At 63.6% G+C, this 19944-nt stretch carries 15 protein-coding genes and 4 pseudogenes; 14 read left to right on the forward strand and 5 right to left on the reverse strand.

All coding sequences use genetic code 11. The annotated features are described in order from the left end of the window. From VMJ11_RS00325 to VMJ11_RS00335, 3 genes and pseudogenes are all read left to right on the forward strand, one after another. Positions 1 to 334 (forward strand): annotated as a pseudogene (locus VMJ11_RS00325) (IS5/IS1182 family transposase); the annotation flags it as partial. A gap of 53 nt (positions 335 to 387) precedes the next feature. Next, a pseudogene (locus VMJ11_RS00330) lies at positions 388 to 1092 on the forward strand (SMP-30/gluconolactonase/LRE family protein); the annotation flags it as partial. Between the two features lie 198 nt (positions 1093 to 1290). After that, complete coding sequence (locus tag VMJ11_RS00335; RefSeq protein WP_325615764.1) at positions 1291 to 1620, forward strand: hypothetical protein; 330 nt, start codon at positions 1291 to 1293, stop codon at positions 1618 to 1620. 21 nt (positions 1621 to 1641) lie between these two features. On the opposite strand, the pseudogene VMJ11_RS00340 reads toward VMJ11_RS00335, so the two are convergent. After that, positions 1642 to 1860, reverse strand: a pseudogene (locus VMJ11_RS00340) (methyl-accepting chemotaxis protein); the annotation flags it as partial. Positions 1861 to 1895: 35 nt separating this feature from the next. Here VMJ11_RS00340 and VMJ11_RS00345 point away from each other — a divergent pair. Then, positions 1896 to 2473 (forward strand): annotated as a pseudogene (locus tag VMJ11_RS00345) (XdhC family protein); the annotation flags it as partial. 247 nt (positions 2474 to 2720) lie between these two features. Beyond that, on the forward strand, positions 2721 to 3653 hold the full coding sequence (locus tag VMJ11_RS00350; protein ID WP_325615767.1) for a flagellar brake protein: 933 nt from the start codon (positions 2721 to 2723) through the stop codon (positions 3651 to 3653). Positions 3654 to 4270: 617 nt separating this feature from the next. Here the strand turns inward: VMJ11_RS00350 and VMJ11_RS00355 are convergent. After that, a complete protein-coding gene (locus tag VMJ11_RS00355; protein WP_325615769.1) occupies positions 4271 to 5164 on the reverse strand; it encodes a hypothetical protein in 894 nt (297 codons plus the stop codon). Between the two features lie 410 nt (positions 5165 to 5574). Here VMJ11_RS00355 and VMJ11_RS00360 point away from each other — a divergent pair, with 410 nt between their 5' ends. The 3 genes from VMJ11_RS00360 to VMJ11_RS00370 are packed head-to-tail and all read left to right on the forward strand — an operon-like array spanning position 5575 to position 9127. Beyond that, positions 5575 to 6894, forward strand: a complete 1320-nt coding sequence (locus VMJ11_RS00360; RefSeq protein WP_325615771.1) for an MFS transporter — start codon at positions 5575 to 5577, stop codon at positions 6892 to 6894. Then, the gene (locus VMJ11_RS00365) at positions 6891 to 7760 is read left to right on the forward strand and encodes an alpha/beta fold hydrolase (protein WP_325615772.1); all 870 of its coding nucleotides are present in this window, start codon (positions 6891 to 6893) and stop codon (positions 7758 to 7760) included. Before VMJ11_RS00360 ends, VMJ11_RS00365 begins: the two co-directional genes overlap by 4 nt. Further along, positions 7757 to 9127 (forward strand): MmgE/PrpD family protein, encoded by a 1371-nt coding sequence (locus VMJ11_RS00370; protein WP_325615773.1) that lies wholly within the window; start codon positions 7757 to 7759, stop codon positions 9125 to 9127. The genes VMJ11_RS00365 and VMJ11_RS00370 overlap by 4 nt, the downstream gene beginning before the upstream one ends. Before the next feature lie 9 nt (positions 9128 to 9136). On the opposite strand, the gene gcvA is transcribed toward VMJ11_RS00370, so the two are convergent. Further along, positions 9137 to 10057, reverse strand: a complete 921-nt coding sequence (gene gcvA / locus VMJ11_RS00375; RefSeq protein ID WP_325615775.1) for a transcriptional regulator GcvA — start codon at positions 10055 to 10057, stop codon at positions 9137 to 9139. 139 nt (positions 10058 to 10196) lie between these two features. Between gcvA and VMJ11_RS00380 the strand changes: the two genes are divergently transcribed. The 3 genes from VMJ11_RS00380 (at position 10197) to VMJ11_RS00390 (ending at position 14204) form a co-directional block, all read left to right on the forward strand. Then, complete coding sequence (locus VMJ11_RS00380) at positions 10197 to 11342, forward strand: acyl-CoA dehydrogenase (RefSeq protein ID WP_325615779.1); 1146 nt, start codon at positions 10197 to 10199, stop codon at positions 11340 to 11342. Positions 11343 to 11362: 20 nt separating this feature from the next. After that, on the forward strand, positions 11363 to 13519 hold the full coding sequence (locus tag VMJ11_RS00385; RefSeq protein ID WP_325615783.1) for an acetate--CoA ligase family protein: 2157 nt from the start codon (positions 11363 to 11365) through the stop codon (positions 13517 to 13519). Positions 13520 to 13829: 310 nt separating this feature from the next. Next, positions 13830 to 14204 carry a BON domain-containing protein gene (locus tag VMJ11_RS00390; RefSeq protein ID WP_325615812.1) on the forward strand — a complete coding sequence of 125 codons (375 nt, stop codon included), beginning with the start codon at positions 13830 to 13832 and terminating at the stop codon, positions 14202 to 14204. A 154-nt stretch (positions 14205 to 14358) separates the two neighbouring features. On the opposite strand, the gene VMJ11_RS00395 is transcribed toward VMJ11_RS00390, so the two are convergent. After that, positions 14359 to 14979 carry a hypothetical protein gene (locus VMJ11_RS00395; RefSeq protein WP_325615785.1) on the reverse strand — a complete coding sequence of 207 codons (621 nt, stop codon included), beginning with the start codon at positions 14977 to 14979 and terminating at the stop codon, positions 14359 to 14361. Positions 14980 to 15154: 175 nt separating this feature from the next. Further along, positions 15155 to 15679 (reverse strand): hypothetical protein, encoded by a 525-nt coding sequence (locus tag VMJ11_RS00400; RefSeq protein ID WP_325615787.1) that lies wholly within the window; start codon positions 15677 to 15679, stop codon positions 15155 to 15157. A 983-nt stretch (positions 15680 to 16662) separates the two neighbouring features. On the opposite strand from VMJ11_RS00400, the gene wrbA reads away from it, so the two are divergent. The 3 genes from wrbA to VMJ11_RS00415 all read left to right on the forward strand — a co-directional run bounded on the left by wrbA (position 16663) and on the right by VMJ11_RS00415 (position 19088). Then, a complete protein-coding gene (gene wrbA / locus VMJ11_RS00405) occupies positions 16663 to 17262 on the forward strand; it encodes an NAD(P)H:quinone oxidoreductase (RefSeq protein ID WP_325615790.1) in 600 nt (199 codons plus the stop codon). 206 nt (positions 17263 to 17468) lie between these two features. Beyond that, entirely contained in the window at positions 17469 to 18302 is an 834-nt protein-coding gene (gene ppk2, locus VMJ11_RS00410) for a polyphosphate kinase 2 (RefSeq protein ID WP_325615792.1), read from the forward strand. A 165-nt stretch (positions 18303 to 18467) separates the two neighbouring features. Continuing rightward, on the forward strand, positions 18468 to 19088 hold the full coding sequence (locus tag VMJ11_RS00415) for a J domain-containing protein (RefSeq protein ID WP_325615794.1): 621 nt from the start codon (positions 18468 to 18470) through the stop codon (positions 19086 to 19088). The last annotated feature ends 856 nt before the right edge of the window (positions 19089 to 19944 follow it).

Consider the following 19944-nt stretch of genomic DNA (forward strand, 5'->3'; position numbering starts at 1 on the left):
GCCTTGTCACGCTCAGATCGCCGCGCGCGGCGCGAGCCCGTCGATTCCGCCGCGCGAGGGAGCGAAGCCGTGGCCAGCTCGCACGCCCGGCGCCACCTGGCGCAATGCAGCTATTGCTGCTATCGAAGGAAGCAGCAGGCGCGAATGGAAGCAGGCGACCGGCTACCACCGGCGATCGCTCGCAGAGACCTTGATGTACCGGCTCAAGGTACTCACGGGTTCCAGTCTGTGGGCGCGCGCGACCGGCTCGCAAGCCACCGAGGTGTCGATCCGTGCGGGTGTACTCAATCGCATGGTAGCCCTTGCTCGCCCGCAGTCCGTCCGTATCGCCTGAGATTGAGAGCACAGAGGTCATGTCGTCTCTACGCCTGATTTTCGCAACAACGCCGTTTCGATGCGACGAGCGGGCAATTCGACAAACTGGTGGACGTCGAACCGCACCTGCCGGGCAACCGGCTCAACGACGGCTTCGTCGACGCGCTCGGACGCCTGTGGTTCGGCTCGATGGATAACGCCGAGCAAGCGCCGAGCGGCACACTGTATCGCGTGAGCGAAGACGGCGCGTTGATCGCGCAGGACGACGGGTATGTGATCACCAACGGGCCCGCGATGAGTCCGGACGGCCGCACGCTGTATCACGGCGACACGATGCGCCGCGTCGTATACGCATTCGACGTGGCCGCCGATGGCGCGTTGTCGCGCAAGCGCGTTTTCGCCGAGATTTCCGGCGAAGGCTACCCGGACGGCATGGCAGTCGACGCGGAAGGCTTCGTGTGGATCGCGCTATTTGGCGGCTGGCGCATCGAGCGCTATTCGCCCGCAGGTGAACGGGTAGGAGAGGTACGGTTTCCGTGCGCGAACATAACGAAGCTCGCGTTTGGCGGAGACGATCTTCAGACCGTGTATGTGTCGACTGCGTGGAAGGGGCTGTCGGCGTTCGAGCGTGAGCAGCAGCCGTATGCGGGCGGGCTGTTCACGTTCCGTTCGCCGGCCCCGGGGCAGATTCAGGCGCGCTGCAAGGCGGGCTTTGCGCGGGAATGCGCTCAGGATCGCCTTGCAGGTCATTCAGCGGGAAATCGCGTGACGGAGTGATAGACGCGCGGGACGTACATGACGTACGTGTTGCGCTGTTACGGCCCGCAAATCGCATGCCATGGGCACGATAAGGCGATGGATGCGGGCCGCCCGATACCCCGGCCGTTTCGCGGCGCGCGTTCCGGGCAGATTTGCTGCATTCGAAGCAATGCGAGAGTAGGATGGTGCACGGACACTAACGACTCCGGGCGCCCTATGAATACGACCCCCCATGAAGCCCACGACGTCAACGCGGAGGCGTTGGCTACCTTGTCGGAGTATCTCGAGCTGGCGTTAGACAAGGGGTGGAGCGTGATTTTCGTGCGCTCGCAAGGCGGGAAAAGCGATGTTTACCTCGGCGATCCCGGCGAGCCGCAGGCCGACTGGGCACGTCTGGGGGTGATTCGCGAGTCGGTGGTGAAGGCGATCCTGGAGACCACTCGCTCGGGAATCAACGAACTGGCTATCAAGGCGCAAACCTATCGTTTCGTTCGTTTGTTTACTCAGGTTGCTGATTCGGGGGCAGTGGTTTTCGTCGCTGCCTGAGCCCCCGCGCGTGGCGAATGCTCAAGCGCGTTGCCGTGCCACTTTGAACGCGGCAGTCAGCTCACGCAACGCATGCGCCTGATCGGCGAGCGAGGTGGCCGCCGCCGCGCTCTGTTCGACCAGTGCCGCGTTCTGCTGAGTGACTTCATCCATCTGCGTAATCGCGAGTCCGACCTGCTCGATGCCGTCGCTCTGTTCGCGCGAAGCCTGGGCAATCTCGGTGACGATGCTCGTCACCTGGGTTCGAACTGAGCCCCATCGCCGAAGCGGCGCCTCTGCAGTTCGACGGTCGCACGCTAACGACCGTACACGGACCGCGTTATCGGCTTCTCGTGATTGGCGCAGGACAACTGTTGACGTATTTGTGCCGGATCGCGCTTGGGCTCGATTATCCGGTGACGGTGTGCGATCCGCGCGAGGCGTATCGCGAGGAGTGGAACATTGCAGGCGCGACGCTCGTGCATACGATGCCCGACGATACCGTCGAGGCAATGCGGATCGACGCGCGCAGCGCCGTCGTGGCGCTGACACACGATCCGAAGCTGGACGATCTCGCGCTCATGGAAGCGCTGAGGACGCCGGCGTTCTATGTCGGCGCTCTCGGCTCGCGGCGCAACAATGCGGCGCGTCGCGAGCGCTTGCGGCTGTTCGATCTGGACGACGCACGAATCGCGCGCCTGCATGGACCTGCGGGCATCTATATTGGCAGCCCACGCCGCCGGAAATCGCGATCTCGATCCTGGCGGAGATCACGGCTGCGAGGAACGGCGTGGTGCTGTCGTCTGAACTGGGCGTGGCTCAGGCGAAGGCGCGCCGGAGCGTTCCCGACGACGCCGCGGCGCTTTGCGCGTAAGGCCGCCGCCAAACCGGCGGCTTCTACCTGCGATCTAGCCGCTCAATCCATCCCGGCGGCCGATTTACGTGTCGGGCGAACTGGTCGGGCCGAGGGCCGCCGGATCAAGATGGGCTTTCGCCCGCATTATGCGATTGACATATTTCGATATTCCCGGATTATCGGCGCGGTTTTTTTAACATCCGTTACTCGATATCGGTAAAAATAAGGGCACTGAAAATTAACTAATAAGCCAAGACTCGCGACCATGCACTTTCCCGCGCATAACAGCGGCGCTGCTTCAAAAATACTCGAGCCGCTTGCCGATCCAGGGCTGTTGCCCCTTGAAACTCCACTGCCGCACGCGGTGTTTCATCAAGACGGAACGATGCTGCTTCCAGCCGGCGGGATGCTGAACAGCGAGCAGCGGGATTTCCTCTTCGCGCATTTCCAGCCGCATCAGGACACGGCGCAAGAGGCGAGCATGGCGAACGCCCAGAACGGTCCGGCGGATCGAACGAAGGGGGCGCTGGCGCTGGACGACATGAACCTGGCGATCGGTGCGCTGCTTGGCATTCGAAGCCAGGCGGGCATGGGGCGCGAGATGCTGCCGTGTCGTCTGATCGGCTTTCGCTCGGGGGGCGCCCTGTTCGTGACGCCTCCCGCATCCGGCAATCCGGCATGGGAGCCGTTCCTGGGCGAACAGGTCGAGATCGTGGCGATCGCCACACAGGCCGTGTTCTGGCTCGTCTGCACCGTCGAGGCGGTATGCGCTCATCCGTTCAGGTACCTGGTGCTGTCGGAGCCGGGCACGATTCGGCGGTTGCGTGAACGCCGTGCTATTCGTGTGCGAACGCAACTTGCGGTGCGTTACGGCGTGGATTTGACCGGTTCCAGTCTGGAGCGTCTCGGCATTGGTTGTGACATTAGCGTGCTTGGCATGTCGCTGGCGGCGGGACAAAAGATTGGCGAGGTCGGCGAGCGCATTTGCGTGGTTTTCCCGATCGAGGCCGGGGAGGCGCAAGCGACGTTTCAGGCGGTCGCCGTGATCCGCAATCTCCGCTCCGATACCCCGCAGGAAGGCCTGACCCTGCACGGGCTCGAGTTCGATCCGCTCGCCCCGGAGAGCCAGATTGCACTCAAGACCTTCGTGTTTGACCGGCAGGACGCCGTGTCTTACTGGGCCGGCATGCCGGGCTGAAATCGTCTGTGCCTGCCAGCGACCGCGCGGGTTCCTTACCGTTTCGAAGGGGCTGGTAAGGCCTCTCGCTTGACGAACGCTACTCCTGGGAATGCGACCCAGCCTCGCCGGTATGCTGACACGCTCACGTACCGGAAGAGAAGCCTCCCACGGCTAAACGCACCATGTCACAACGGCATACGTTCTGTTCGCGCATCCTCGGCCATCTCCTGCTCGCAGGGCTGCTGACTTCAACATCGCTGCTGCAGGGTTGCGCGACGACGGCGGAAAACATCGCCTTGGGATTCGGCCTTGGCTCTGTTGGCACGGTGTCCGCTCTAGGCTGCTTGCTCACATGCCAGTTGAACGATCCGCGGTGGTGACGGGATCGATATCTTTGTGGGCCTTCAATTTGGGCCTTGAATTTCGTGTCGGGCATCGGGCAAGGTCGGTGCGGTTGGCAGAAGCGGTCGTCAGGCTCGAGCGCGAACTGCTGGAATTCAGCGCGCACGAACCCGGCGCCATCCCACTCGACGGGAGGCGATAGCGGCTTCGCGAAGTTCAGGCTTTCGCCGGATACGGAATATCCGGCGAAAGCAGTCGGCGCATCGACAACGTTGCAGTGAACGAGTCGTCGCTCAGTAGTAGATCCACCGCCCGTATTGCGGCGACCAGTACACCCACCGCGTGCGCGGCGGCGGCTGGTACGGCGCCGGCGGCGGGTAGTAGGCGGGCCGGGGCGGTGCGTACGCAGGCTGTTGCGCATACACGGGCTGCTGCTGGGCGTACTGCTGCGGATACGCCGGCTGCTGCGCATAGGCGGATTGCTGCTGCGGATAGACCGGCTGCTGCCCAAAGGCGGGTTGCTGCTGCGTGTACTCCGCCTGCTGGCCAGAGCCATACGGCTGCGGCGGCGGGCGCGATGCCACGGGCGGCGGCGCGTATTGTGCCTCTGGCTGCGCGGGTTGGGCGTAATGCAGGCTCTCGGTCGAGTACTGCTGCGCGGCCCGCGGCGACTCCGACTCATCTACGGCTTCGTCCTTCGCCAGCGACTCCGGCGGGGCAACGTCGTCGTCCGCGGGAGGCGCCGCCGCGACGGAGCGATGGTTGGCCGGCACTTGCGCATGGCTGCGGGGCACCGGCTGCTGGTCCGCCGGCGCTTCGGATTGAGCTTCGGCGGCAGCGGCGGCCTGGGCGTCTTGCCCACTGGCCAGCGGCTTGACCACGACTGGCACGGTCATGACCGTCGAGACCTCGCCCGCGTCGCTGTAAGTGTTCTTGAAGTCGAGGATGGGCTTCTGCGTTGCCGGGCCGACAGCCTTGCGCGGCGCTGCTGCAGCGGGAGCCGCGGCGGCCGCCTGTTGCGCCAACTCTTCCCTGGCGGCCTTGTAGCCACGGTCATAGGCCGCCTGCACTTCGCGGTCTTGTGCCGCCGCGTCTTCATCCTTGCTATAGGCGTGAGAGGCCGCCGAAACTCCGCAGCCCACTGCCAGTAACGCGATGGCCGTCGCGTGCCTTGCGCTCGTGTCCATGGGGCAACCTCTATTTCTATATCTCGATAATCTCAATCGTACACCGCGGATTACGACATTCAAGCGGAGGGAAAGCACCTGGGTATGCCGCCGAACGCATCTGTAGTCCTGGCTCGATGGGCTCGGATTCGGTGGCCTCTTTAGTGACCTCTTCGGTGACCTCTTCGGTGACCTCCGGCATCGCACGGCACAGTCACTTTCCGGACCGCGGGCACCCGGTTCCGAAGCCGGCGGGCACACGGCAGTGAGTGCACCGCTATGACTTTTTGGAACATCGATGTGCGCGATTTGAAGTGTTCTTTCTGAGCCGCGCGCAACAGACTGTCTCCACAACATGCCCGACCGGCGCCCGCGTGCGCGAAGCGCTACGGGAATCAGGGAACCGCAAGGTCCAACCAGGAGACAGCAACGTGTCAGACATCCCATCGAGCGTGGCGACGCGCCCGCTACGCGCAACCGGTTCCGTGCTTCGCAATCGCGTGGCCGGCTGCATCGGCCACGCGATCGAGTGGTTCGATTTTTCGATCTATGCCAACTTCGCGATCTTCTTCGGGCCGCAGCTCTTTCCCGCGACCGACCAGCGTTCGGCGCTGCTCGCCGCGTTCGGCGTCTATGCGATCGGCTTTGTCATGCGCCCGGCTGGTGGCTGGCTACTGGGCGCGATCGCGGACCGCCATGGCCGCCGCACCGCGCTCGCGATCTCGGTCACGTTGATGGCGCTCGGCTCGCTGCTGCTCGCCGTGCTGCCGCCTTACGCGGCGATCGGGCTCGCCGCGCCCGTGGTCGCCACGCTTGCGCGCCTGCTGCAAGGTCTCTCGGTGGGCGGAGAGTTCGCCGCGGCCTGCTCGTTCCTCGCCGAGACCGCGCCGCCCAACCAGCGCGGCTTCCATGGCAGCTTCCTGTTCTTCGGTACGGGCCTTGGCCTGATCGCCGCGTCGGGCATTGCGTGGCTGCTCACGACCGTGCTCACGCACGCGCAGATGGCCGCGTTCGGCTGGCGCATTCCGTTCCTGATCGGCGCGCTGGGCGGGCTGTTCGGCTACTGGCTGCGCACGCGCGTCGAGGAAACGGAGGCATTCCGCCGTACCGCCGGCCGCCGGACGGCACGCAAGGGTTCGGTGCGCGTGCTGTTCACGCAGTACGCAAAGCCCACGTGGACGCTCGTCGGCACGAGCGTGCTGGGCGCGTTCGCGTTCTATCTGTTCATCGTCTACGTGCCGGTTTATGCGATCCACCGCTCGGGCGCCGCGCCCGCGACCGCCTATGCGGCCAGCACCCTGAGCCTGATCGTATTCACCGCGGTGCAGCCGCTCTTCGGCCGGCTTTCCGACCGGTTCGGACGTCGGCCGCAACTGATCGTCATGGCGGCTGCCTACACGCTGTTCCTCTATCCCGTCGTGCTTTCGGTCGGCGACACGTTCTGGTCGATCGCCTGGGTGGAGCTGTTCGGCATCGTGCTCTACGCGCTCTATACGGCGATCGCACCCGCGCTCATGGCGGAGCTGTTCGGCGCCGAAATCCGCTCACTCGGCATTGGCCTGCCGTTCAATCTCGTGGTCGCGGTGCTGGGCGGCACGACACCGTACCTGATGACCTGGCTGCAAGGGCGTCAGCAGGAGAATCTCTTCCTTCTCTACGTGTGCGCAGGATCGGCTGTCAGTCTGCTGACGTACATATTGATGAAGGAAACGCGCGGAATCGCGCTCGACGCACAAGAGCCGCGCGCATGATCGACACGCCGTACGCCCGCCTCGCGGCTGCCGCCACGACGACCCGGGCCGGCGAATGCGCGCTGAGCCATCTCGATCTGGGCGCGGGCGAACCGCTCCTGCTGATACACGGCGGCCACGGCGGCTGGTATCACTGGATGCGCAACGTCGAGGCGTTCGCCGCGCATGCCCGCGTGATCGCGCCGGATCTGCCGGGCTTCGGGCGCAGCACGACGCCGCAGCGCGAATTCTCGCTGGCGGTCGCGGCGGACGAATTGTTCGCGCTGCTCGACCGGCTCGGCATTGGCGAGACCGACATCGCCGCGTTCTCGTTCGGCGCGTGCGTGGCCGCGCAGATGGCGGTGCAGAGTCCGCAACGGGTGCGCTCGCTCGCCATCGTCAATCCGGCGGGCATGGGGCCGGTCTCCGCTCGCCTCGCCGACGGCCAGGCGAGCGCCTCGCGGGCCGCGAAGGCCGAAGGCCTCGTCGCTGGCGTGCGCGTCTCGCTCGCCCAGATCATGCTGAGCGACGCCGCACTCGTCACGCCCGGGTTGTGCCGCGTCGTCGCCGATCACGTGCGAGCGACGCGCGTGCTCACGCGTCCCATCGCGCGCTCGAATCCCACGCGCGGTTTGCTCGAACGCGTGCGCGCGCCGGTCTGGCTCGCGCTCGGTTCGCGTGATCCGCATCAGGCGCACGAACTCGAAGCGCGCGCGAGCTTCATCGAGGCGCTTTCCACACGTCATGCCGCAGCGCTGTATCCAGCAGCGCATTGGCTGCCATTCGAAGCCGCCGGGTGGTTCAACGAAAACCTTGGCGCGTTCCTCACGCGCGTGCGCGGCGGCCGCCTTGCTCCGCCTTCCAACGAACCAGGATTTTTCAGATGATTCTCGACACGTTTGCACAATACGTCGCCGCCCAGGCGCAGGCGGATCTGCCGCCGCCCGTCCGTCAAGCCGCGAAACGGGCGCTGATCGACTGGTTCGCCGCGCTGCTGCCCGGCACGCGCACGGCACCCGCTGTGCAACTGCGGCGTGCGCACGAGGAGGAGCTCGGCTACGGCCGCGCGAGTCTGCCGGGCGCGGCAACGAGTGCGTTTCCTGTCACCGCCGCGTGGATCAACGGCAGCACCTCGCACGCCGTGGAGTTCGACGATATCTTTCGCGACGCCGTCTATCATCCGGGCTGCCCGACCGTGGCCGCCGCGCTTGCGCTCGCCGAAGACCGCAACGCGAACGGTGCGCAATTGCTCAAGGCGATCGTCGCGGGCTACGAGGTCTCGACGCGCATCGGCGCGGCGGTACAGCCCGCGCATTACCGCTATTTCCACACGACCGGCACAGTGGGCTGCTTCGGCGCCGCGGCGGCAGGTGCCGTCCTTGCCGCGCCCGGCTCGCGCGACGTGGCACTCAACGCGATGGCCACGGCGGCGAGCTTCGCCTCGGGGCTGCAGCAGGCGTTCCGCTCCGACGCCATGACCAAGGCGCTGCACGCGGGCCACGCGGCCGAGGTAGGCGTGCGCGCCGCGCTGGGCGCGGCGGCGGGCGTGACCGGCGTGGCCGACATTCTCGAAGGCGCGGCGGGCTTCGGCGCGGCGCTGTGCGACTCGCCGGACTGGAGCGAGGTGACGCAGGGGCTTGGCGAGCGTTTCAACATCGAGCGCATCACGCAGAAAAATCACGGCTGCTGCGGCCACACGTTCGCGGCCATCGACGCGTTGCTGGAACTGCAGTGCGAGCACGGCTTCGACGCGCGGGCCATCCGCACGATCGTGGTCCGCACGTACGCGGCGGCGCTCGACGTGGCCGGCATCCGCGATCCGCAGACGGCCTTCGAGGCGCGCTTCAGCCTGCCTTACGTGTTGAGCCATGCGGCCCACCATGGATCGGTGCGGCTGAGCGCGTTCGAGCCGCAGCGGCTTGCGCAAGCGCCGCTGCGCGCGCTGATGCAGAAGGTGGAATTGATCGCGGATCCCGCGCTGACGGCGGCGTTTCCGAAACAGCGCGCCGCGCGCGTTGCGATTACGCTCGACGATGGCCGCACGGTCGAGGCGTTCGCCCCGTACCGTCGCGGCGACCCCGAAGCGCCGCTCAGCGACGCCGAGCTCGACGCCAAATTCACCGAACTCGCGGCGCCCGTAATCGGCGCGCAGGCCGCGCGAGCGCTGCTCGACAAGTTGTGGCGAATCGACGAATCGCGCGTCGCGGACCTTGCGCTTGCGAAGCTTGCCGCACAGCACGCGCACGCGGAATGATCCGGATCGCTAACCTGTTTTACCGACGGCCGGCATGGCTGCGATTTCGTCGAGCAGCCATGAGCGAAACGCGGCGAGCTTGCGCGACGGATAACGGCCCTCGGGCATCAGCAGGTAGTAGCCGAGTTCGCGCCGCAGCGGCCGGTTGAACGGACACACGAGCGTGCCCGCCGCGATGTCGTTGGCGAGCAGGCGCGTTTGCCCCATCGCCACGCCGAGCCCCTCGATGGCCGCCTGATACGCCAGCAGCGAGTTCTGGAAGCCGCCGCGCTGCTGCTTCACGAGAGTCTCCAGGTCGCCATGGCCCACAGCCGTGAGCCAGTCGAACCAGTCGCGCCGCCGATAGCGTGATTGCAGCAGCCGGTGGTGCGCGAGATCCGCGATCGATTCGAGCGCGGGTCCTTTGCGCAGCAATGCCGGACTGCAAACCGGTTCGATGACGTCGTCAAAGAGGTGTTCGCTTGCGATGCCAGGCCAGTTGCCGTCGCCGAACTGGATGGCCGCATCGGCTTCCACTTCGTTGAAATTCATCGGCGCGACCGTCGTGCTGATTTCGACCGAAATGCCCGGATGCCGCTGCTCGAAACGCTGCAGCCGGTGCATCAGCCACTTCGCCGCGAACGTGGTGTAGACGTTGAGCCGCAGCGGCTCGCCCTCCGCCGTGCCCACGATGTTTTCCGTCGCTGCGGCAATTCCCGCGAACGCGGGTCCCACCGCCTTGTGATAGGTCGCGCCCACTTTCGTGAGCTTGACGCCGCGCGGCTCGCGCTCGAACAGCGTCACACCCAGATATTGTTCGAGTGTGGCGAGTTGACGGCTCACTGCCGAGTGCGTGACGCACAGTTCGGCGGCGGCTTTGGTGAGGCTGCCAAGACGCGCGACGGCGTCGAACACGTACAGGGGATTGAGCGGCGGAACGGTGCGGGCCATGGAAACGGCAGCGGCGACGGGAAGGATGTGATGTGCAAAAAACTCACAGCAACGTACCGTATGCGAAGTAGTGTGTCAATCGCGGCCTCGCAATAATGGCCTGACGATGAACAGGCACGAGGCCGCAAAGAGGAGACACATGAATTTCCAGTTCACTGAGGAGCAGACCGCCTTCGCCGACGCCGTGCGCCGCTTCGCGAAAGACACGCTCGCCGAAGGCGCGCTGCGCCGCGCGCATGAGCCCGGCTACGCGTTCGACGTTGCGCGGCTGCTCGCCGAACAGGGGCTGCTCGGCATTACGATGGAGGAGGCCGATGGCGGCCAGGGCGGTACGTTGATGGACGCCGTGATCGCGATCCAGGAGATTGCGCTCGTCTGCCCGAAGAGCGCAGACGTGATGCAGGCCGGCAATTTCGGCCCGATTCGCACTTTCGTCGAGTATGCGAGCGCGGAGCAAAAGCGCCGTTACCTGAAGGATCTGTTGGGCGGCCGAAAGGTGATTGCGCTCGGCATGACCGAGCCGGGCGCGGGCTCGGCGGTGACGGAGCTGCGCACGACGGCGCGCCAGGACGGCGACGAATACGTGATAGACGGCACCAAGATCTTTTCGACGCACAGCCCCGAAGCGGAGCTCTTTCTCGTCTACTGCCGCTTCGGGCCGGGCACGGGCAATATCGGCTCGGTGCTCATCGAGAAGGGCACGCCGGGCTTCACGGTGGGCAATCCCTCGTGTTTCATGAGCGGTGAGCCGTGGTCGCAGCTCTATATGGAGGAATGCCGCATCCCCGCCGAAAACGTGCTGCTGGGCCCAGGCGGCTTCAAGAAGCAGATTGCGGGCTTCAACGTGGAGCGCGTGGGCAACGCGTCGCGTGCGCTCGCGCTCGGCCGTCACGCGTTCAACCTCGCGCGCGAGCATGCGCAAATACGCGAGCAGTTCGGCCATGCGCTCTGCGAGTTTCAGGGCATTCAGTGGAAGTTCGCCGACATGGCGCTCAAGCTCGAAGCCGCGCAACTGCTGCTCTATCGCGCGGCGAACGTGGCGCGGGACGCGTTGCCTTCGCCTCACGACACGGCGCTCGCGAAGCTCGCCTGTAATCTCGCGGGCTTCGAAGTGGCCAACGAAGCGTTGCAGGTCATGGGTGGCATGGGCTACAGCCAGGAGTCGCTCGTCGAATACTGCGTGCGCCGCACGCGCGGCTGGATGATCGCTGGCGGATCGATCGAGATGCTCAAGAACCGCATCGCGGAGAACGTCTTCGAACGCCGCTTCGACCCGCGCAAGTAAAAATAAAGGATAACGAAACGATGATGGAGACAATGGACACGATGGCAACGAGCACGAAGGCCGGCGTGAGCAACGCATCACTCGCGCGCTGTGTGCTGGCACCCGCAAGCGTCGCGCTGATCGGCGCATCCGACGACCCGGCGAAAACGGCGGGCAGGCCGCTGCGATTCATCCGCCAGGCGGGCTATGCGGGGCGCGTGTATCCGGTCAACGCGAATCGCGACACGGTGCAGGGCGAGCGCGCGTGGCGCAGCCTCGCAGATCTGCCCGAAGTGCCCGAGCATGCGTTCATCCTCACGCCCACCGACGCGGCACTGGAAGCACTCGAAGAATGCGCGCGCTTCGGCGTGCCGGTCGCGACCATCCTCGCGGCGGGCTTTTCGGAGACCGGGTCACAAGGGCAGGCGCGCGAGCAGCGCGTGCGCGAGATCGCTGCGCGCACCGGCATCCGTGTGCTGGGGCCGAGCGGCATGGGCATGGTGAACGTACGCAAGAAGCTGGTGCTCACGGCGAACGCGGCGTTTGCGGAGCCCGATCTGCCGGTGGGTGGCGTGTTCGTGGCGTCGCATAGCGGCAGCATGATCGGTGGGCTGCTATCGCGCGGCAAGGAGAAGGGCGTGGGCTTTGCGGGGCTCGTATCGGTGGGCAACGAGGTCGATTTGAGCGTAGGCGAGCTGTGCGCCGCGACACTCGACGACCCGTACATCACGGGCTATATGCTGTTCCTCGAAACGCTGCGCCACGCCGACAAGCTGCGCGATTTCGCACTCGCGGCCGCCGCGCGCGGCAAGCCCATAGTGGCCTACAAGCTCGGGCGCTCGCAGGCGGCCGCCGAGCTGGCGGTTTCGCACACCGGCGCGCTCGCGGGCGAGGACGACGTCGCCGACGCGTTTTTCAAGGCCTGCGGCATCGCGCGCGTGGAAACACTCGAGGCGTTTCTCGAAGCATTGCCGCTCTTGCGCCAGATGGCGTTGCCGCGTGCGGACGATGCGCCGCGCACGCCGCGCGTGGCTGTCGTCACGACGACGGGCGGTGGTGCGGCGATGGTCGTCGATCAACTCGGAGTCCGAAACATCGAGGTCGCGCAGCCCAGCGACGAAACGTTCGAACGACTCGCCGACGCGGGTGTGGCGGTGTCGAAAGGGCGCATCGTCGACCTCACGCTCGCGGGCACCCGCTACGACGTGATGAGCGCCGCCCTGCGCGTGCTGCGCGCGGCGCCCGAGTTCGATCTGGTCATCGCGGTGGCCGGATCGTCGGCGCGCTATGCGCCCGAACTCGCGGTGCGCCCCGTGATCGACAGTGGCGCGAACGATCCGCATCTGCTGCCGCTCGCGGCGTTCGTCGTGCCCGAAGCGCCCGCCGCGCTGCTTCGTCTGACCGAGGCGGGCGTGCCGTGCTTTCGCACGCCCGAAGCCTGCGCCGATGCGATTGCGAGCGCCGCTTCGCGCCGTGCGCCTAAACCTCGCCTTCGCGCATCGTCGCAAGTCGGCGAAGAGAACGCGCAACGCCAGCCCGTGCTGCTCGATGAACTCGAAGCCTATGCGCTGCTCGCGCGAACTGGCATGCCGCACGCGCCGGCAATCGCGCTCGACGCGCGCCCAGGCGCCGATCTTCCCGCAGCCCTGCCGTATCCGCTGGCGGTCAAGGTCCTCTCCGCGCAATTGCCGCACAAGACCGATGTGGGCGGCGTCGAACTCGGCATCGAGAACGAAGCGCAGTTGCGCGAGGCGATCGCGCGCATCGTCGCGAACGTGGCGCGTCATGCGCCGGCCGTCGCCGTCGAGCGGGTGCTCGTGCAGCCGATGACGAAGGGCATTGGCGAAGCGCTGATCGGCTTGCGGCGCGATCCCCAGGTCGGCCCGGTCGTGATGCTGGCGGCAGGAGGGATTTACACGGAGCTGTATCGCGACCGCGCGCTGCGTCTTGCGCCTGTCGAACGCGGCGAGGCGCTCGCGATGATCGCCCAGGTGAAGGGGCTGCGCGCGTTCGCGGGCTATCGCGGCAAGCCGCGCGGCGACCTGGATGCGCTTGCCGACGCCGTCGTGGCGATGTCGAAGCTCGCCACGCTCGACGGCATCTGCGTGGTCGAAGCGGAGGCCAATCCGGTCATGGTGATGCGCGAGGGCGTCATGGCGGTTGACGCCCTGGTTCTCGCCACCGACTGGGCACGCTGAGAATCGCCGGGCAAACGTACGTTTCATGCTGGCGAGTCGTGAGACTCGTGAAAATAGATTCCTCGCTTGTGCCGCCGGGTATTGTCACGTTGACGGAGTTGCGTAAGATACGCAGATAACGCAGGCGAACTCGGGAGGCGCAGGCTCCGTGTTCGTCGAGGCGGCCGCTCACGCAAGTGAGCGCATAATCCGTCGATTGCGTCCGGGACGATAGGGACACGCCCAACTCCTCTGTCTTTCCACTGCCAGGCTGACAGAACCCGAAGGAGGATGCATGAACATAAACGGTGCGAGCAGAATAAGCGGCGCGATGTTGGCTGTGGCCATTGCGAGTGGCGCGACCTGTGCGAACGCGCAGACCCGTTGGGGCACGCCAGCGGACACAGCGGCACATATCGTGGCGGTCTCGACGTCGCCGCCAGGAAGCAGGGCGGATACTGACGTGATTCGCGACGTTCGCCGCGCCTTGAGGCGCGTACCCGAAATGGACGATTCAGACATTCACATCAGGGCGCGCCTGGGCGTCGTCACGCTCACAGGGACCGTACCGGAGAGCTGGCAGATCTCACGCGCTGGCAATGCAGCAAGGCGCGTGCTTGGAGTCAAGTCGGTGAGGAACAGATTGACTTTGCGAAAAGGCGAGACAGCCGCCTTCGAGCAGCGTCTCGCAGCTTCGATCGGATAGGCTCAAGCTTGTTTTATGACTTCGACACAGGCGATGTTTCATTGACACCTGCAAAGTCGGAATGAGCACGCACAAGCGCACGGTGGCTGGCCGTGCCGGCTATGCAGCCGATACGGCCGGAACCTCGTCGCATCCGAAGGGCGCCGTCTAGAACCTATTGCGCCAACTGGTTGTTGTAAGCCCTGCTCAGTGCCGAGCGGACGCTGAACATGCCATTCTCCATTCGCGAATTGCCCGGTTGCTTCGGCAGCAACGCCAGCAGAGCCTTCATGAGGTACAGCGTGATCAGCGCACCGGAAAGATCGCCCGCAAACATCATGAAGAAGCTTTCGACAATGCCTTGGGTCTCTCCCTGCAATGCGAACCAGATGTGATGCAACAGCGGGTTCGCAAGCGAAAACACGACAGCCAGAACGAGAAGCCGCTTCGGCGTGAGATTGGCCAGCGAAGCTTGTAGATCATATCGCTCCAGCGCCAGCCGGTAGACCGCATAGGGTGCAACCGTGCCAATGACGGCGCCCGCAAGCGCGCGGACGGGGTCATGCGGGAAGAAGTAGAGGAAGTCGACCAGGATGCCCGCAATGAAGAGGCCGACTGCGCCATCGGCGCCAAGCAGCAGCGTGCTGAGGAGCCGGATTCCCGATGGGAGATAGATCCAGTTGACGCCCCGAACGAATTGCGTGTGGGTGAAGACTTCCTGATTGATCCAGAGAAAAAGGACGAACGCCGCGACCGTCCCGGCCACGGAGGCAACATGCAATCGTAAGCTGGACATTGGGATAGAAATACGCCGTATCTTGTCAACGACGCAGCATGATAGCGCGGTCGGCCCGCTTCTTTCCTTTTGGCTGGCTGTGTTTGGCTGCGCGAGAGCCAGTGGCGGTGGCGACGCGTTCTTCCGTCACCTCGGGCTCCCGATTCGTTGCCGATTCCTGCCCGGTTATTGAGCGCTAGCGCAATTGTAGGTTTGCGTGTTCTGCGGTGCAGCTTGTCGCTTCAATTTGGCATTGAAGCACAGATCGTCCAGGTTCATTGTCGGTCAGCCGGCCATATAGCGACTGCCAATCCACCGCAAGCAGAGGAATCGTGCGGTCGCTGCGCGACCAATAAGTCAGGAACGCCGCCCATCCCTCGAGAAAGACGCCTTTGCCGGGACTCAACAAGCAAGGCGGGCGAGCAACGAGCGGGAGCGCCACGGGCGGCATTCCCGCGGCGAGTGTTGCGAGCGCATCCGTACCCTTCGTTGCCGGATCATTCGCCGCGCCCGCCAGATAGCTGCGCACCGCTTCTTCCACCTGATGCCGGCCTAGTTCGACGTACGAGACGCGGATCTCGTCGAGTCTGGACCAATCGGGAATCGACGAAACTTCGAATCCCGGTAACCGCCGTATCACAGGAAGCTTTGCATACAACGGCAAAAAGCGGAACGATGTTTCGTCTCGTTGCAGCGCCTCGCGAAACTCGGGATAGGACAAGAGCCATACGCTGTCGGGCCTCGACAGGGTAGCCGGGGAGTTCGAAGCGTGGCAGTGAATTTCGCGCATTTTCTGGCAGCCTGATGGTTATAAAAACTATAACGCTATTCATTTGTGCCGGCAAGTGTGTCGTTGCGGAGCCTGGCGCCGGGACGGAAAGAGAGTCCGCCCGGCCATGGGTTGGGCAGGCCGATGCTAGAAGGAAGCGTGAGGATGTATTGCATCACGACTTCTCGAGCTATCAGGCTTCATCGTTTCGGATAAGATTTCGTATCACTATTTCTTTTATGAGGCGTAACACAGTGGGCGAAAACATCGCTGCCCGCAGCTCGCCTCCCGTCGCTCCTCGAAAGCACGTGGCAACCCACGAAATCGTAGCAACGGAGAGGCTCACTCACACCGACGTTCTCTGCCGATAGTTTGCAATCATTTCTCTCCAGGAATGAGGAATTCGCAGCGCGACACACTGCTGTCACCTTACGCACGGCTTCATTCGTCAGACAATTGAGCAATCGGGTCAGGCTCGGATCACCGTCGATCTGCAAGGAGTATCGTTATATGCGCCGTATCAACGAACTGCCTCGGTGCAACCTTCAGGAAGTCTTCGGCAACGGCGACGTAGAGTATGCCGTCGCGCCGCCATTGAGGAGCGCGATACAGAGGACTGAGTGTTCTACGTGCATCCAGGTGTATTCGTCTGGCGCGCGGCTCCCGAGAGCGGGGCCGTGACATGGAGGTTGTCGGTTATGGACGATTTGGCGTCTCCCGAAGTCGTGATGCGAGGGAACCGAATGATGCTCCGCATCGGGAATCGTACGGTCGACCTTAAATAAAATTAGTCATCCATATTGAATAAAAGCAATTTCTCGATCTATCTGATGAAGACAAATGGTGATTACCTCACGCAGCCTCGATGCCAGCGGCTTCGGGTTTGCGTGATTCCACTTGGCGTTGTCGTCTGAAACTCATAAGAGGATTTCGAAATGTCAAAAGTACTCGTGCTGTATTACTCATCGTATGGTCACGTCGAAGCACTGGCGAATGCGATGGCGGAAGGTGCGCGTTCGACGGGCGCTACGGTCGATGTCAAGCGGGTGCCCGAAACCGCGCCGGAGGAGGTGGCGAAGGCCGCCCACTTCAAGCTCGACCAGCAGGCGCCGGTCGCGACAGTCGAAGACTTGGCCAACTACGACGCGATCATTGTGGGTACGCCAACCCGTTTCGGGCGCATTTCCTCCCAGATGGCATCGTTTCTGGACCAGGCCGGCGGTCTTTGGATGCGTGGGGCGCTAAATGGCAAGGTGGGTGGCGCCTTTACGTCGACCGGCACTCAGCACGGCGGGCAGGAGGTGACGCTGTTTTCAGTCATCATCAACCTGCTGCACTTCGGTATGACCATCGTTGGCCTGCCGTATAGCCACCAGGGGCAGATGACAGTGGATGAAATCGTCGGCGGTTCGCCCTACGGAGCCACGACCATCGCTGGCACGAAAGGTCAGCGCCAGCCGAGCGCGATCGAACTCGAGGGCGCACGTTACCAGGGTGAACTGACGGCGAAAACCGCAAACAAGCTGTTCGGATGAGCGTCGGTCACCATTCGCGCAGTTTCGGAAACGTTGGTGCCAGGCGGATTCCTGCCTGGCACCAGGTCTGGGCGGAGACGACGACCGAAGGTCCCGGTCAAGCAGTGGGCAGGTGTCCGTGGATGGCGCCTGGAATATCAGGCATGCAAAGCAGGCCTTCGGAGCGGGCGCTCACGGTAACTAGTACCTTCGTGCAAGGTGAAATCATGGGCCAGGGAAAGGGTAGAAAGACCAGCCGGACCAAGAGCGAGAAGGTCGCAGCGACGACACGTGTTTCAAGAAAGGAGTACGAAGCAAAAATAAGCGAGCTCCATGTCGAACTGGTCAAGCTGCAGTTCTGGGCGAAACATACAGGGGCGAGAATCATTGTGATCTTCGAAGGTCGGGACGCGGCAGGCAAGGGCGGCGTGATCAAGCGGATCACGGAACGCGTCAGCCCGCGCGTGTTTCGCGTGGTCGCGCTGCCTGCCCCCTCGGAGCGCGAGCGTTCGCAGATCTATTTTCAGCGCTACTTTCAGCATTTTCCCGCGGCTGGGGAGATTGTGATTTTTGACCGGAGCTGGTACAACCGCGCGGGCGTCGAGAAAGTCATGGGCTTTTGCACGGACGAACAGTACCATCGCTTTCTGGAATTGTGTCCGGCGTGGGAAAAGGACATCATTGATGCTGGAGTGATGTTGATCAAGTACTGGTTTGAGGTCAGCAAGGAAGAGCAGACGCGCCGGTTTACGGAGCGCATCACTGACGGCCGTAAAACCTGGAAGCTGAGCCCCATGGATCTGGAGTCGCACCGACGCTGGTACGACTACTCGCGCGCACGAGACGCCATGTTTGCCGCGACCGACACCGAGGCGTCGCCGTGGCACGTGGTCGAAGCCAATGACAAACGGCGAGCCCGGCTGAACTGCATCGTGCATTTTCTGAGCTTGATCCCCTACGAAAACGTCGCGCAACCCGAGGTCGAGCTTCCCCCGAGGCAACGGGCAGGCGGATACAAGGAGCCGGACTATCCCTTCAGGTGGATTCCGCAAAAGTACTGACGGGCCGTTTCGAGTCGAGAGGGCGCAATCGCGTGGGTGAGCCGCGCACGCGAGCCGGTGCGGGCAATTGCTTTCAAATCTTTTACGTCGCGATTTGTGTCCGATCGATAGATCGGCGAGCGGCGTGCTAGGATCGATCCGATTCGACTTCGATCTATGCGAGCCATGGCGACGCTATATGAATTGCTGGGTGTACGCGACGACGCGAGCGACGACGAAATCAAGCGCGCTTACCGGCGAGCCGCGATGAAAGCGCATCCCGACCGCAACATGGGGCGCGAAGCGTCCGCGCATGCGCAGTTCCAGGAAATCAAGGAGGCTTACGCGATTCTTTCCGACCCCGTGCAGCGGCGCGTTTATGACGCGGTGTACGCCGAGGAGATGGCACGCCTCGCCCGGCAGCATGAGGAAGAAGAAGCGCGTATGCAGGCGGCGCGTGAGGCGGAGTATGCGCAGCACGTAGCTACGGCGCTGCGCTTTGCGGAGCAGGGCCACAATCGCGACGTGGTTTTCGGTGTGTTGCTCGGTTGCGATTGCGAGTCGGAGATGGCCCGACGCATTGCGGACGGTGCAGTCGAACTGCATATGTCGCGTCAGGAGCGAACGTCGCAGAACAAGGGGAGTGACGAACCCGCAACCCGCGACGTCATGGAGCCCGACACGGGAACTGCGCAGCAGACCGTGCCGGAGCACGCGCAAAACGGGGACCCGCTAAAGGGGGAGGAACGTACGCACGCAAAGTTTTTCAGTACGCTCTGGCACGGAATGTTTGGGCTGCATTCCTGACTCTTGGGCGGCCAAGGCACCCGCGACACTTCAGGAGGGCCGCAAGCAACACCCACGTGCTGGCGATCGTCGTCCAACTGCCCCAATAAACGCTGAAGCCGCCGATTCTTGTTCGATTTTTATTATCATTTTTTTCTTTCAATTCAAATTATTCTTCATGCACAATTTTTGTGCCCCGTATTACTTCGCGTTGTGATTGCCGCCCGACGTTATGCTTGGCGTTTCCATCGGCCCGGCGCGTGGAGGGTCGATGAGGCTTTCTATCCGCGCGTCGAGAATTGAGGAGAAGGCATTGCGATTCGCCGATCGATCTGGCGATGCCGGAGTTTTTTTTGAGCGTAGTATTCTGGATTGCTAATTGAGTGATCATTTCCGTAAATCGAACATCAAACGTGCGGCGATGCGGAGGAATTCACGGTCACCACAGAACTCGATACGGGCGTTGCGATTATCCACCGGGAGCACGGTTGGTTACCCACTCGGCTCAGAACATCGCATATATCGATGCCGAATCCATGATGCGCCCGCAAAAAACATGCATTACATAAATGATCGTACGAGATAAACATATATAAATAGAATGATTCTCAGTGGCTGGGTTCGCCGTTACGCTTGAATGACTTCGCAAGCGAGGGCCTATGCCGCACTCTGCTTCATCATCGTTTTATCTGCATCGACGACTGCCCGGTGCTTTCGTTGCGGCGTCACGCAGCGCGCGCGCCGTCGACGCCGGCACGCTGCAAAGGGTGGCCCACGTCGCCGCGCGCGACGGTATCGTGCCACGCCGCCTCGGTGTGCGTGCGCTGATCGACACGCGTATGGGCGCCGCAGACTGATTTCGCGAGGAGAAAGCATT

The sequence above is a fragment of the Paraburkholderia sp. genome (assembly GCF_035501035.1).
Taxonomy (GTDB): domain Bacteria; phylum Pseudomonadota; class Gammaproteobacteria; order Burkholderiales; family Burkholderiaceae; genus Paraburkholderia.

Bases quoted from the DNA above. Each gene is read 5' to 3' on its own strand.
- gcvA (WP_325615775.1), bottom strand. From the start codon at position 10,057: ATGGCCCGCACCGTTCCGCCGCTCAATCCCCTGTACGTGTTCGACGCC.
- wrbA (WP_325615790.1), top strand. From the start codon at position 16,663: ATGTCAAAAGTACTCGTGCTGTATTACTCATCGTATGGTCACGTCGAA.
- VMJ11_RS00385 (WP_325615783.1), top strand. From the start codon at position 11,363: ATGATGGAGACAATGGACACGATGGCAACGAGCACGAAGGCCGGCGTG.
- VMJ11_RS00380 (WP_325615779.1), top strand. From the start codon at position 10,197: ATGAATTTCCAGTTCACTGAGGAGCAGACCGCCTTCGCCGACGCCGTG.
- VMJ11_RS00335 (WP_325615764.1), top strand. From the start codon at position 1,291: ATGAATACGACCCCCCATGAAGCCCACGACGTCAACGCGGAGGCGTTG.
- VMJ11_RS00365 (WP_325615772.1), top strand. From the start codon at position 6,891: ATGATCGACACGCCGTACGCCCGCCTCGCGGCTGCCGCCACGACGACC.
- VMJ11_RS00390 (WP_325615812.1), top strand. From the start codon at position 13,830: ATGTTGGCTGTGGCCATTGCGAGTGGCGCGACCTGTGCGAACGCGCAG.
- VMJ11_RS00350 (WP_325615767.1), top strand. From the start codon at position 2,721: ATGCACTTTCCCGCGCATAACAGCGGCGCTGCTTCAAAAATACTCGAG.
- VMJ11_RS00370 (WP_325615773.1), top strand. From the start codon at position 7,757: ATGATTCTCGACACGTTTGCACAATACGTCGCCGCCCAGGCGCAGGCG.
- ppk2 (WP_325615792.1), top strand. From the start codon at position 17,469: ATGGGCCAGGGAAAGGGTAGAAAGACCAGCCGGACCAAGAGCGAGAAG.
- VMJ11_RS00395 (WP_325615785.1), bottom strand. From the start codon at position 14,979: ATGTCCAGCTTACGATTGCATGTTGCCTCCGTGGCCGGGACGGTCGCG.
- VMJ11_RS00355 (WP_325615769.1), bottom strand. From the start codon at position 5,164: ATGGACACGAGCGCAAGGCACGCGACGGCCATCGCGTTACTGGCAGTG.
- VMJ11_RS00415 (WP_325615794.1), top strand. From the start codon at position 18,468: ATGGCGACGCTATATGAATTGCTGGGTGTACGCGACGACGCGAGCGAC.